Origin of the sequence: Pedobacter sp. Leaf250 (genome assembly GCF_920984735.1) — a bacterium.
GTDB lineage: Bacteria > Bacteroidota > Bacteroidia > Sphingobacteriales > Sphingobacteriaceae > Pedobacter.
The window spans coordinates 43,960-58,364 of record NZ_CAKLBU010000006.1; the positions used below are offsets into that span (position 1 = coordinate 43,960).

Consider the following 14,405-nt stretch of genomic DNA (forward strand, 5'->3'; position numbering starts at 1 on the left):
ACACGAACCACGGCATAGTAACTTAAAGTATAAATACCATCGCCTCGGTTCGTGTCCTCAAGAACCGAAATCTATAATAAATTCAAGGTTCATAAGGACTAGCACCATTGCATAAAAAAATCATAATTAATGAGCAAACCTCCAAAAGCATTTCTAATTACCGACATCATTTGCTTTGCTTTGCTTGTAGCCTTTCTTTTTGCATTACCTGCAAAACTTTTCAAATCCCCTACTTCCTATGTAATTGAGGCTAATAATGGAAAGCTATTAAGTGCAGCAATTGCAAGCGATGGTCAATGGCGATTCCCCGTTGCAGATTCAGTTCCTGTAAAATTTAAAGATTGCATCATTGCCTTTGAAGATAAACGATTCTACAATCATTTCGGGATTGATTTTTTGGCCATGAGCAGAGCCATGCGACAAAATTTTAAAGCAAAAAGTGTGGTAAGTGGAGGCAGTACGCTAACAATGCAAGTCATTCGTTTATCTCGAAAACAAGATCGAACCATTTGGCAAAAGTTACTGGAAGTGATTCTAGCTTTGCGATTAGAACTTAAATATTCAAAAGAAGAAATAATTGGTTTATATGCAGCAAATGCCCCTTTCGGAAGTAATGTTGTGGGTTTGGAGGCTGCTAGCTGGCGCTATTACGGCAGAGATTCAAAGACACTTTCCTGGGGAGAAATGGCGACACTAGCTGTTCTTCCAAATAGTCCATCCCTGGTTCACCCAGGTAAAAATTCTGCCCGCTTAATAAAAAAACGAAATGATTTGCTGGATAAATTAGCCAAATTAAAATACATCGACCAATCGATAGCTAATCTTTCTAAACTCGAACCCGTTCCAGGTAAGCCACTACCCTTACCACAAAATGCTCCGCATTTACTCAACCGTTTTAAAGTTGAGCGTGCCAGCCTGGAAATCACTACTACAAGAATAAAATCAACTTTAAGCGAAGATATTCAGCTCAAAATCAATTCAATTTTAAAAAGATATAATAATCGATACCGTGCAAACGATATTAATAATATTTCTGCTTTGGTTTTAAATGCCAAAACAGGACAGGTAGTGAGTTACGTTGGAAATATTTATCAACCCGAGAATGCAGATTTACAGAGCCATGTAGATATGATTAAAGCGCCCCGAAGTCCGGGAAGTACACTAAAGCCATTGCTTTATGCCAGTATGTTAAATGATGGATTCATCTTGCCGCATACTTTAGTTCCAGATATTCCGACACAAATTGCCGGTTATTCACCACAAAATTATGATTTGGGTTACGATGGAGCCATTTCAGCCGATAAAGCTTTGAGCCGTTCGCTAAATATTCCGGCGGTGAAAATGTTGCAGCAATATAAGTACGAACGATTTTATGATAAGCTTAAAAAACTTGGAATCGGCACTTTAAATCAACCCGCCGACCACTACGGTTTATCGTTAATTTTAGGTGGCAGTGAAGTTACCATGTGGGATTTAGCCAATACTTACATGGGAATGGTTCGAACGCTAAACCACTTCAATACCTATAAAGGTTTATATAATCCTGATGATTATAAACCGGCAACTTATTTTAGTTCCAATAAAACTGAAGAAAAAGATTACCAACGTAATTCATTTTTAGACCATGGCGCAATCTGGGCTACTTTCAATGCCATGGAAGAAGTAATGCGGCCCGGTGATGAGGGCTTATGGGAGCAGTTTTCTTCATCGCAAAGAGTGGCGTGGAAAACAGGAACAAGTTTTGGTTTTCGCGATGCCTGGGCGGTTGGTTTAACGCCGAATTATGTGGTTTGCGTTTGGGTTGGCAATGCCGATGGTGAGGGTCGCCCGGGTTTAGTAGGCATTGAGGCTGCTGCGCCAGTATTATTCGATATTTTCAAGCTGTTACCCAAAGGAAAATGGTTTGAAATTCCAGCAACCAAACTTAAAAAAATTAAAGTTTGTAAACAGAGCGGTTACAAAACCGGCGAAAATTGTCCTGATGCAGTAGATGAATTGGTACCAACTTCAGGTGAGAAAACAGTAGCCTGCCCTTTTCATAAACTAATACATTTAGACCGGACTGGAACTTACCGCGTAACTGACCAATGCGAAAGTGTTACTAATATGCAACACAAAAGCTGGTTTATCTTGCCGCCGGCGATGGAATATTATTATAAAATTAAAAACAGCGATTACAAAAGTTTGCCTCCTTTTATGGCCGGTTGCGATAATAATGGTGGCAACAATGTAATGGAATTGATTTATCCTAAAAATGGCGCCATTGTTTATATTCCTCTTGAACTGGATGGAACGAGGGGCAAAATCGTTTTAAATGCAGCACACCGAAATCAAAACTCGAAAATTTATTGGCATATCGATAATGAATACGTATCCACGACAACCAATTATCATCAATTGGCCATCAGCCCATCACCTGGCAAACATACATTAACTTTGGTTGATGAAAGCGGTGAAAGATTGGTGCAGGTTTTTACGATATTGGATAAAGAAAAAAAGCAAAAAAATTAAGGAATAGGTGGTGGGAATTAGCCATAGATTTATTTAATTTTCAACCAATTTACTATTCATTGTCTTTGACTTCAGTCAACGGTTTTAAGTTGGATGAGAAACGAGAAATCTGCTTATGATTGAAACAAATAGTTAATGACTCAGAGTGAAAACGTTATCTACAAATTGCTGTCTATTAGCAAATGCTGTTTTCTAAATTTCCGTTTTAGTTACCACTAATTTCCGCTCAACCGTTCCGTAAACGATTAAATATTGCGCTATCATATATGTAGCCATAATTAAAACTCCAACCTGGGGAATTGGCTGGGCAAACTTATTTACAGCCAATGCACTATCGGATAAGAGAAAAAATAAAGCACCATATAAAATAAGTTTGTAGCTAAAAATATTCACCTTACCATACCGATTTACAGCCATAATCGCCATAAATGTTATAATGATAGCATACAGCAAAACGGCAAACTGCATACTACCTAAGAATGGTTGAAGGTAGAAAAACAGCCCCACACAAAAGATAATCAACGCTCCAACTACCCACAAAAAGAAAGCATTTTTGTGGTTTGGATTTGATTTATGGTCAAGGATAAATGCCCTGATATAAAAAATATGGCAAAGCAAGAAAGTGATCAATCCGTAGATAAAAAAACTTGGATGGCCAGTTTGCAACATTAAAAAAATATCGCCTGCCAGTGCAAAAATTAAACCCGTAAAAATTCTTTTATGAAACCGACCTTTAAGACTTGTACTCAAGTAAAGCCACATTAAGAGCGAAATAACAATTAATGGCTTTGAGAAATTTCGCAATTGAATGTTGCCATCTGTTTCTGCATAAAGCTGAATAATAAAAACTAGCGCAAAAATAAAAGAGAACAATTTAGTTTTCATTGACATTTGATTTTGCTTTGTGCAAATTAAAATACCAAATTACGGATATTAACTGGATGCCTGCAAACATTAGTTGATATCCAATTGGAAATTTCAAAATTAAAACCAAAAGAAAACCTAGTGTTAATCTAAAATATTCGAATCTGATGAGCCAATGTTTCTGTTCCAATAAAGCACCGCAGGTTATTAATGTACATATAGTAAAAACTGTGCCAGAAACCAACGACAACGCATCCAATTTTGTATAAGAGAATAATATTACCGAGCCTGCAGTTAATGCAATTAGAAATTGCACTAAAACATATCCGATAAGTTTAGATTGAAATTGGGGATTATATTTTTTATAATTTTCTACATCTATTTCAGGAGCGTTTTGAAAACCACCCAAATGCGCTGGAAACCAACCTGGAGGTTTTAAAAATACTTTAATCTTATCGCTCATTTTTGGCGATTGGCGAGCGGTTTTAACTAAATCATCCCAATAGTGAAGGTTTGCCCAAACCGGGTTCCAACTTGCCAAAGGTTTAGTTATGCCGTAATAAACTTCCTCTTCTTCTTTCTGGAAGGTACCAAAAAACCTATCCCAAATAATTAATGTACCCGCATGGTTTTTATCAATGTATTTCGGATTAGAGCCATGATGAACCCGATGGTGTGATGGCGTGTTCAGGATGTATTCCAAAAAACCCATCGATTTGATGGCTCGGGTATGAATCCAAAACTGATACAAAGTATTGAAAGAGCTTAAGGTTAAGAACATAATTGGGTCGAAACCTGCAAAAGCCAAGGGCAGATAAAAAACCCAGCTAAACCAACCTTGAAACCAGCTCTGACGCAGTGCAACGGTTAAATTATATTCTTCAGATTGATGGTGAACAATATGAGCCGCCCATAATGCATTAATCTGGTGGCTCATTCTGTGGAACCAATAATAGAAAAAATCGACACCAATAAAAAGAATAATCCATACCCAAATGGTCTTCGGCATTTCGAAAAACCGCCAATATTCGAAAATATATTTATAACCAAAAAACAACGCTGTTTTCATAAAAATCCCTGTCAGTTGCTGCCCTATTCCCTGACTTAAATTTGAAATACTATCATTAAGCCTGTAATAATTTAGTTTTTTATAAAAGTTGTAGGCAAGCTCTATCCCAATCAGAATAAAAAAAACAGGCACAGATAAAGCGATATAATCTACTTTCATAGAGAAGAAAAATATATTTGGTTAGAATATTAATTACAATTTATAAAATATTCGCCATTAGGAAAAATCTAACTCTAGAAATTAAAGGAAAAGCGTTTTAGACCTTTATATTAAAATTTGTTTAAATCCTAAATTGGAAATCACGGATCTTCAAACATAAAATCTACAAGAACATCATGCAAATGCCGAAGTCTTTAATTTTTTATATGAATGAAGACACCTAAAGTTTTGCCCTTAAGAAAACAATTAATTGATGAAATGACATTTAAAGGTATTAGTGGCGAATGCAACCTTTTAAATATTTATATGCATCACATGAGAAATGAAAATCAACGATGATATCAAACAGATATTTAGCATGGAAAATGATAATAATTAAAGAAATATCGCCATTTTAATTCTGGCTGATATAAATAGGAAGATGAGAAGATCAAATCTTTCAGGTTAATTTCAATCCAAAATCAATATTATAATTTAGCAAACCTGCTTAAGTTTCCTAACAATAATTTGATTTCCCTGTTCAAGATCAAACAAAAACAATAAATATTCATCTGTTTCCTGAATTTCTATATGAGCAATGTTGCCAGAAATCAGATTATTATCTATATGCATTCCAACTTTTAATTCTAAAATTGTTGAGGTTGGAGTTTGATCGTTTACAATCATTTTAGCGTTGGTAAAATAAGAGTAAAACAAGTTTTATCAGCGTCGGAGCTAACATCTAGCGTACCACCATGTGCCTTAGCAATTTCTGCAGCTATGTACAAACCTAAACCGAGTCCTTTTTGATTAGGTTCTACTTCACCCCTTGAAAAAGGTTGAAATAATCTTTCCATCGCTGCTTCTGGAATTTTTTTTCCAGGATTAGCTACGCAAAGTTTAAATTCATCTTCGTTGGTTATGGCAGAAATATCAATGGTAGAATCAGCCGAACTGTAGGCCAATGCATTACCTAATAAATTGGAAAAAAGCTGGGCTATCCGCTTCCCATCTGCATGGATTGGATGAGCAATATCAAAATTTAGATTCAATTTTTTATCCGGAGAAATGGCATGGATCTCCTCAATAACCTGGTACAATACTTTTTCAAGATCTTCATCAGGCGTAGGGGAAATATTTATACCGCCTCCTAGCCTTCCACTTGCGAAATCGAGCATATTTTCAATTAATCCATTCATTCTGAAGGATGAATCTTTTATAATATTAACCAGCTTCTGTGTCCTATCATCATGATTAATACGTGCTAATAATTGCGCACTATTCGATATGGCATTTAAAGGATTTCGCAAATCATGACCAAGGATGGCAATAAATTGCTCTCTTACTTCAGCAGTTTCCTTTTCAATTTGCAAACTTTCTTCTGATATTGCAAGCCGATCCAAGGCATCTAAATGAAAGGCAATCAAATCAGCAAACATTTTGAACATGCCAATAATGGTAGGATTATTGAGTTTAGCCGGTTTAGGATCGATGGCGCAAAGCGTGCCAAAAAATACACCGTCTTTTCTTACAATAGGCACCGATATGTAACTCTCAAAGCCATACATTTTGGGTGTATGGTGGTTGGCAAATTCTTCGTTTTCTGAAACATGATCGATAATTACTGGATCATGATGTTGCCTGATTTCGTTACAAATGGTTGTTTCCAGCTTTAATTCTCCGCCAGGATTTAAACCAAAATTTATGTTATCGTTAACAGCACAAACCACCCATTTATCTGATGTGACTCTGGCAACAGCAGAAAAGCCCATTCCAGTTGTATTACAAACAATTTCTAAAATGTTCGCAACTGCTGGTATTTTGCTGATCGACTCAATATCAGCAGGAATGTTCGTGTATTCGTTTTGCAAGGGTTATTAGAATAATGTTGCACAATTTACAAAAAAATTAATCTTCAAAAAAAATAATCCTTACGATCTAACATTAGTTTTACATATCCACCATCTGGTGGTTTTAACTGTTGATCAAATGCAAAAAAAATGCCCGGTTGTAAAAAATCGGGCATATAAATTAAGCTTTTAATAACGCTGGCTTTTCGTGATAGGTTTTCCACAGCAACTCGCCAAATAAAGTGTTTGACCACGCAAACCAGGCACGGGTAAAGTTTGCTGGATTATCTTTGTTAAACGATTCATGCATAAAACCTTTGCCAGCATGCGTTTTGCGTAAGGTATCAATACAGTATTTAATTTCGGTATCGTCTTTAGATGTTAAAGCCCTCATGGTAATGCTCATTGGCCAAATCATATCCTGCCCAGCATGTGGCCCGCCAATTCCTTCAGCAGCAGTACCTTTAAAGAAATATGGATTATCTTTCGATAAAGCAAACCTCCTTGTATTTTGATAAATTGGATCATCTGCTTTCATTGCACCCAAATAAGGCAAACTTAGCAAACTTGGTACATTGGAATCATCCATCAAATACGAGCTGCCAAATCCATCAACCTCAAAGGCATAAATTTTACCATATTTTGGATGATTAACAGTGGCGTATTTTTGTAGTGCAGTACTCACTTCATTCGAAAGATTTAACAAATTGCTTTCTAAAGTTTTATCTGGTTGTAAAGCTTTGATCATTTCTGCGGCCTGCTTTAAACTCGAAACTGCAAAGAAATTAGATGGCACCAAAAAGGGGAAAATAGTTGCATCATCACTGGGGCGGAAAGCAGAACAAATTAATCCAACAGGATTTACAGGGAAACCATAACCTGCCATGGGTAATGAATCTGTAGGTTGAGTGGTTTCGCGTTGAAAATGATAAGGTCCTTTATCCGCTTTGCGTTGCTGCTCTTTAAAAGTCTTTAAAGTTGCTTCGATTCCCTTTTTCCAATCTGCATCGAATGGTGTTTTATCACCAGTTTTTTTCCAATAATGATAAGCCAAACGAATAGGATAACACAAGGAATCTATTTCCCACTTACGCTCATGTACTCCTGCCTGCATTTTAGTTTTATCGGTTTTCCATTCACCAACTTTATTTGCATCGCCATAAAAAGCATTGGCATAAGGATCTTTTAAAACACATTGGGTTTGATGAATAATTACTCCGGCAATTAACTTTTTAAGCGGTTCATCCTCATTAACAAACTGAAGATAAGGCCAAACCTGTGCAGAGCTATCGCGAAGCCACATTGCATCAATATCACCAGTAATAACATAAGTATCTGGTTTTCCATTTTTTTCCTCATAATACACAGTTGTATCTAAAGTATTAGGGAAACAATTTTCAAAAAGCCACGTAAGTTCTGGATTTTTAACGTTGGATTGAAAGGTTTTGATAGCAGCATCAACAGCTTTACTTTGAAAATGTCTTTCGCCGGCTGCAACCCTTACAACTGGAAATTCGAGCACAAGATTGGCCGCCAGAGAAAACTTTGAGGTTAAAACTCCAGCGCCTAGTAAGCCTGTGTTTTGAATAAATGTTCTTCTTTTCATTATAGATATGATATAATAATTTGCTTATTTTAGTTGCGCTAATCGAGCATAATATTCTAGCATTGCCGCTTGCATAATTAACGATTTGTTTTTTTGTTTTCCCAATAGATTATTTTCGTCACGCTCCTCTTTCCAAATTCGTTCGCCTTCATTTACTAGAAATGATAATCGATTGGCATCATTTTCCACCTTAAGTAATTCGAGGTAACCTCTTAACAAAACAACGTTAAACCAATAATGATCACCTAGTTTATTGTTTTTATAAAAATGTTTTTCGGCGTTATTTGCAATAAATTTAGCTTCTGATAAATACTTTTTATCCTTTGTAATTTGATAAAGTATAACGTTTGCCTGCAACATCGTTCCAGTATTGTAGGTGTAAGTAGCTGAATCTATTTTTGCGTTTTTTACATCAATGGCATCGTAAAATATACCTTCAGGAGAACGGAGCATTTTATTCGTCCAATGATATACCAAAAGTGCTGTATCTAAGTATTTCTTTTGTTTGGTAATTTGATATAACTGTAGCGACACCAAAACGTTTGGTCCGTTTGAACAGGAATTTTTTGAAGTTTTTTCATCCTTCCTCCAATACAAACCACCACCAAGTTTTTCGTCGTAACCAGTTAAAAGCCAGCTATAAATTTCTTTAGCTTTTGCTAAATAAAAAGGATTTTTATTTCTATTGTAAGCATCCAAATACGCAATGGCGATCCATTGGTTGTCATCATAAAATCGGGAACTTTTAGTTATATAAGACTGGTAAGAGGGCGATGGAGATTCTGTTGTGTAATACTGGTTTATCGCTGCAATAACAGGTTTCATCACCTGCTTTCGTCCAACGGCTTCACTTTCATTTGTGGCCTGAATTAACGCACATAATGGCCATAAATAAGAATACGGTTTTTCATGTTCGCCAATGTTCTCCAAATACAGGCCTTTAATTTTTACGAAGAAATATTTATTGATGTTACTTTCAATAATACTTATTCTATTTAAATATTCATCTCTTTGATGTTGTGCCAAGGAAGATTTGGTATATAACAGCATTGAGGCGATGACAACTAATAATTTATATCGCATTCGAAGTATTACGTATTTTAAAATAGATGATCTCAAATTATTCTTAAATTTTAAATGTGATTAATTCTAGATTCTAAATAAACTGAAAAGACATTTGGTTAGCACTGAAACAAATATTAATATAATTTTATTAACATCAAAATAAAAAAAGCCAATTAAACTATTCCTAAATCGATTTTCTGGTTAAACATGAAGTTGGATACTATCACTAATTATTAATAACTAAATTTTAATCATTATTAAAAAAGCTAACAAGTAAAAATTCAACTTAAAACTTGATTACGAAATTTAATCATCATTTAAACTGAAGATACAATGCTAAATAATATTAGTTAATTAATTGATATTAAAAAAGTTATATATATTATTTGTATATTTAAATGGCGCAAAAAGATCCCTCCTTTTTCTCTCGTAGCTGTACATCGCCAGAAAAATTAATTTATCAAAAAACTCTTATGACTACTAAATTTGGCTTCAGCTTAATGAACATCGATGAATTTGAAAACTGGCTTTCTAATTTGAGGGTTGCCCGGACTATTTTGTACATTCAACAACACCATACCTGGAGTCCTAGTTACATTCAGTTTAAAGGAAACAATCAATTTGACCTGCAAAAAGGCATGAAAGAGTATCATGTAAGTGAAAACGGCTGGGCAGATATCGGCCAACATTTTAGCACTTTTGCCGATGGATCGATCATTACCGGACGAAGTTTAGAGAAAACGCCTGCCTGTATCCTCGGCTTTAATTCTAATTCCATCTGCATGGAGCATGTTGGAAATTTTGATAAAGGAAAGGATGCTATGACAGCTGCCCATAAAGATACCATTATCAGAATGACAGCCGCCTTGTGTAAAAAATTTGGAATAGCAGTTAATAGCAATAAAATTGTTTATCATCATTGGTTCGATTTGAGTTCGGGTATTAGGAATAATGGTACTAAAAACAATAAAACCTGCCCTGGTACAAACTTTTTTGGGGGCAATAAAGTTGCCGATTGTGAGAAAAATTTTTTACCGTTGGTGAGTGCGGCAATTGGTGGAATCTCCATCCCATCAACATCTGTAACCAATACTGATATTTTAAAATATGTGTATGTAACTGCAGAAAGTTTAAATATTAGGGAAGCTGCAAATGGTCAAGCGAAAAAAGCGAGTGATAGAGAACCTGCCTTACTGGGTGCCGTAATTAGGGTTTTTAAAGAAAAAGATGGGTGGTATAAAATTTCAGGATCTCAGGAACATTGGGTTAACGCTAATTATACCAAGCCAGTTATTCGGGCTACAGTTAATGCAGCTACTTTAAATGTACGCAGTGGTGCTGGTAATACTTTTCCGAAGGTTGCTTCGCTAAGTAAAGGCCAGGAAGTGTTTATTAGAGACGAAAACAATGGCTGGAGCAAAATAAATATTGATAACAGATGGGTAAAAAAGGAGTTTTTGAAGTTGGAGTGAAGTTAAATAATGCTTTATTATTTATAAACCTTATCGATTCTCATTCTAATATTACCATCACAAAATCTGCTGGTATCTGGAATTCATTTTTATGATGAAATAATACCTGCATTACCAGCCGGGATAAGTTTACCGATAACATTTAGATTATTTGATAATTCATCATTAACTACCAAACCCGCAATAGATAATTCTGTTATTGGAACAAATTGTATACCCTATATCATCGACTTAAGTTTTATTCCTGTGACTTTAAGATTTCGCTAATAAATGTGAGATTTTTAAAATAATAAACTCTGCCGGACGAGTGGCGGCCATACCAATCTCAATAATCAATCTTCCTTCTAAAACATCGATTGATGTCATGGTTACACCTAAACCCACATTTACAAAGTAAGCATGCTCTGGTTTTGCACCTGCCAAGGCACCTTGTCGCCACAATTGATTTAAAAAGTTTTCGCACATGGCTTTTACCCGCACCCATGTATTTGAGTCGTTGGGTTCAAATACCACAAATTCTGTAGCTTTTTTAATTGATTCCTCAACCACAATGAATAAGCGCCTAATTGGAATGTATCGCCACTCGTTATCATTTCCAGCTAAAGTTCTGGCACCCGAAACCAGGGTACCTCTCCCAGTGAACCTTCTTATCGCATTGATACTTTTCCCTCCTGTTGGATCAATATTTAGGTAATTGTGTTGCTCATCATTAATCGCCATTAAAGGCTTATAAACTGTTTTAATATTTACATTTGCAGGTGCTTTCCAAACGCCACGGTCATGATCTACCCGGGCCATAACTCCGGCCATCATGCCCGATGGATAAAGTGGAACGGTATAAGCATTTAAAGCAGATTTTATTTGATTGAATAATTGGAAATCGACACTATCGAAACCTCCCATTAAAGTTGAGGAATCTAATTTCACAGCAATAGCACCACCTTTTGGATCGTAAGCAACTGAAATATTATTTCCATCAGCACCAGCTTTTAAGGCGGTAATGGTTACTATTTTTCCTGAAGATTCGGCACCGATCAATAATTTTAAATCATTATGGGCAATAATTATATCTTTTAAACTTTTAGCAATTGCCGTGGTAGTGCCGTCAATAGCTATTCCACCAGTATCAAAAGTTAAGCTGATACCAGCAATGCTGATTGATTGCTTCTCGGTTGGCGTAGCATCAATTGTAATTTTTGTATAGGCCGCAACTGAAGCTTGCGCCGCAGGTTTGGTTATATCAGTGATGGGTTTCTTAATATCGCCAACCGATTTATAAATACCGGTATAGTCGCCACCGCGATTATCTTTACTTATTAAAATATTTTCATCCGCTACGCGATTATAAATTGCGCCACTTTGTACCTGCGGATAATAAACAGCGCCGTATTTCAAGTTAATATCGCTAATAAAATCGCTTCTAAATTTATCGGCAACCAATACTGGCGTAGATAAATCTGCTTGTGATGCATCCAAAATGGCAAACCGATCTCGCAACTTGGCACATTGAGCAAGCATGGCATCGTTAAGCTCTTTAATTTGCGATGAAATGGTTAAGGTTGTAATTTCAGGAATCACCAATAAAGTAATTTCATCCACCTTTTCACAGGCATCCAAACCGTTTAGAAGTTCAGTTTTATCGAATGCAGGTGTGGCAGTAAAAGTTCCTACCGAAACAATAAAACACGAGCTACCTCCATTTTCATAAAACATTTTAACATGGTAATAGAGCAAATAACCTGATAGTACATCCGCTGGTGCGATCACTATTTTTGGTATGGCAGATCCGTTTTCAGGATTTTCTATGGTTACTTCCAAAACTTCTGGAAATGCACCGCCAAAATATTGCTCAAACTCCAATAGTGAGGTAATCCGCTGAGGAATATTTACATCGAATGCTATTCCATTTTTTTCTCGCTTTGCGGTATAGCCAATAAAACCCGGTATTGCAGTTTCCACTTGTGCAATTGAGGGTGGAATCTTCGAAATTTCTTCGACATATACTCCAGGATGTTTATATGATTGCGCCATATCTAACAATTTATTTTTTAAACATATATATAAATTTTACTCTCCTCACCTGATTGATTTTCTGGCGTAGGATTAGGTAAATGTTTGGAAATAATTACTTTGGTTGGCCCTACGTTTTTGCTCAACTCTAAACCTGTTTTTAACTTTTGAAAAAATGGAATTTTAGTGTTGCTTTTAAACACAGTAATTTTTCCATCTGATATTTTTGTGATGGAATCGGTATCATTGTCTGGCACTGCTGTCCCCAAAAACGTATATTTTGAATAAACAGGATTTCCACCTGAAGTTCCGTCAGCACTTTTATCATGGATAAAAAAATCGAAATCATCCAGATCGCTACCACTTCGGTTAACCACATAATAGTTCCAAATGGTTTCCTTTCGGGTAAAATCGATCACAAATTTCGTTTCCTCTACAGCTGTTTCAATGCCGGGAAGCTTAAGATCCAATACTCCAAAATTAGACTTCAATTGAAGCTCATTGCTTTTAAAAATTTTATAAGTCAATAAATCCTCACCGGTATCCGCAGCATTCTTTATGGAGATGGTGTATAAACCATCAGGTAATTTGGATAGGTCGAGCAGTTTAGCAAAAGTTCCATCTTCGCCTTTTTTAATCTTATATGGACTTGCAATCGGTGTTCCATCAGTATTGTATGCAATGATCAGATCGCTTGCTGATGAAGTGTTAACTCTTAAAGTAATTTCGCTATTTGCCGCAAGGATGAAATTAAGGTTCATCGAATCGCCTACAATGGCATCGATGATATTTAATTTTAAATTTTCATTTAGGCCATTGTTTGTAAGGTAAATCTTTTTATTGCTTAAAAATTCCTTGGCTGGAGATGCTTCATTTAAGTTTGTAATGGCAAAAAACTTAGCGGCCTGTTTCAAGCCAATGCCAAAATGCAGTTGGGTTTCTTGTAGTTTTATCTTTGGCTGTCCAGTATCAACTTCGCGAACCAGGTTAAATCCTGTAGCAAAATTTTGGTACAAGTAAAGTTGATTAAGCATCAATAAACTCGATTGTTGAGTTGGCACAAAAATTAAATCTTGACACAAATTATCTTGATAGTAATTGTGACGCACATTAACCGAAAATAATTTGCTATAGTCTCTCATAATTCATTTTTATTTTGGGTTGATATATTTTTAATAATCCCACCATATTGTGCATTTTCTTGAATGGTTGACATGCGGATTTTGTACACTACCGAAGGTAAATAGCTGTGACCAATAATGCTCCAGAAATGGTTTATTTTTTCAAAATTAAAACTGATAAGCTCAGCACTCAATCGCTCAATTTTGCTATCAGAAACTACCAGTAGTGGCGAGTTTGCCTGCGTAAACACACTTTTATATTGGAAAAATGAAATCACTTGCGAAAGCCTTTTTAGGCCATCAAGATAATCTAACTGCGGCGATTTGGAATCTTTATTATGAAAATTTGCAGATATCACTATAGACAGATTTAGGGATATATCAGGATTTCGGTATTTGATGTCGTCCTGCATATTTCGAACAGTTAACTGCTGATTTTTTGCCAAATGTTCTTCTTCAATATTTATTAAAGTTAAACCCAGGGTTTTATCAGGAATAGCCAATTTGCCATCGTATACAATGCTTGAAACTACAATGTAATCTTCATAATTAGTACTGGCAATGTTGTTTAAATAGGCATTGATTTCTTTTGAAATAAAATCTAGGGCAGTATTAATCATAGATAAAAATTTAGATTAGGCTAGACATTTAAGTGAATGATTACCATAAACTTATACATGAAAGTAGCAATTGTTATTA

11 protein-coding genes are annotated in these 14,405 nt (G+C 35.6%); 2 read left to right on the forward strand and 9 right to left on the reverse strand.

The features are described from left to right. Positions 1 to 129: 129 nt before the first annotated feature. On the forward strand, positions 130 to 2,511 hold the full coding sequence (gene pbpC, locus LUA91_RS06710) for a penicillin-binding protein 1C (RefSeq protein ID WP_231425259.1): 2,382 nt from the start codon (positions 130 to 132) through the stop codon (positions 2,509 to 2,511). Positions 2,512 to 2,703: 192 nt separating this feature from the next. On the opposite strand, the gene LUA91_RS06715 is transcribed toward pbpC, so the two are convergent. The 6 genes from LUA91_RS06715 to LUA91_RS06740 form a co-directional block, all read right to left on the reverse strand. Next, a complete protein-coding gene (locus LUA91_RS06715; RefSeq protein ID WP_231425260.1) occupies positions 2,704 to 3,396 on the reverse strand; it encodes a lysoplasmalogenase in 693 nt (230 codons plus the stop codon). Further along, the gene (locus LUA91_RS06720) at positions 3,386 to 4,603 is read right to left on the reverse strand and encodes a sterol desaturase family protein (RefSeq protein ID WP_231425261.1); all 1,218 of its coding nucleotides are present in this window, start codon (positions 4,601 to 4,603) and stop codon (positions 3,386 to 3,388) included. The genes LUA91_RS06715 and LUA91_RS06720 overlap by 11 nt, the downstream gene beginning before the upstream one ends. 474 nt (positions 4,604 to 5,077) lie before the next feature. Then, a complete protein-coding gene (locus LUA91_RS06725) occupies positions 5,078 to 5,269 on the reverse strand; it encodes a hypothetical protein (protein WP_231425262.1) in 192 nt (63 codons plus the stop codon). Beyond that, the gene (locus LUA91_RS06730) at positions 5,266 to 6,453 is read right to left on the reverse strand and encodes a GAF domain-containing sensor histidine kinase (protein WP_231425263.1); all 1,188 of its coding nucleotides are present in this window, start codon (positions 6,451 to 6,453) and stop codon (positions 5,266 to 5,268) included. Before LUA91_RS06730 ends, LUA91_RS06725 begins: the two co-directional genes overlap by 4 nt. A 160-nt stretch (positions 6,454 to 6,613) precedes the next feature. Further along, positions 6,614 to 8,038 carry a glycoside hydrolase family 125 protein gene (locus tag LUA91_RS06735; RefSeq protein WP_231425264.1) on the reverse strand — a complete coding sequence of 475 codons (1,425 nt, stop codon included), beginning with the start codon at positions 8,036 to 8,038 and terminating at the stop codon, positions 6,614 to 6,616. Positions 8,039 to 8,062: 24 nt separating this feature from the next. Next, complete coding sequence (locus LUA91_RS06740; RefSeq protein WP_231425265.1) at positions 8,063 to 9,121, reverse strand: glycoside hydrolase family 76 protein; 1,059 nt, start codon at positions 9,119 to 9,121, stop codon at positions 8,063 to 8,065. Positions 9,122 to 9,576: 455 nt separating this feature from the next. Between LUA91_RS06740 and LUA91_RS06745 the strand changes: the two genes are divergently transcribed. Then, entirely contained in the window at positions 9,577 to 10,575 is a 999-nt protein-coding gene (locus tag LUA91_RS06745; protein ID WP_231425266.1) for an SH3 domain-containing protein, read from the forward strand. 252 nt (positions 10,576 to 10,827) lie between these two features. Here LUA91_RS06745 and LUA91_RS06750 read toward each other — a convergent pair whose 3' ends face one another. From LUA91_RS06750 to LUA91_RS06760, 3 genes are read right to left on the reverse strand one after another with little or no spacing between them, the layout of a single operon-like run. Beyond that, positions 10,828 to 12,606, reverse strand: coding sequence for a phage tail sheath C-terminal domain-containing protein (locus LUA91_RS06750; protein ID WP_231425267.1), 1,779 nt, complete (start codon positions 12,604 to 12,606; stop codon positions 10,828 to 10,830). Positions 12,607 to 12,623: 17 nt separating this feature from the next. Continuing rightward, positions 12,624 to 13,727 (reverse strand): hypothetical protein, encoded by a 1,104-nt coding sequence (locus LUA91_RS06755; protein WP_231425268.1) that lies wholly within the window; start codon positions 13,725 to 13,727, stop codon positions 12,624 to 12,626. After that, complete coding sequence (locus LUA91_RS06760; protein ID WP_231425269.1) at positions 13,724 to 14,326, reverse strand: DUF4255 domain-containing protein; 603 nt, start codon at positions 14,324 to 14,326, stop codon at positions 13,724 to 13,726. The genes LUA91_RS06755 and LUA91_RS06760 overlap by 4 nt, the downstream gene beginning before the upstream one ends. Positions 14,327 to 14,405: the final 79 nt, after the last annotated feature.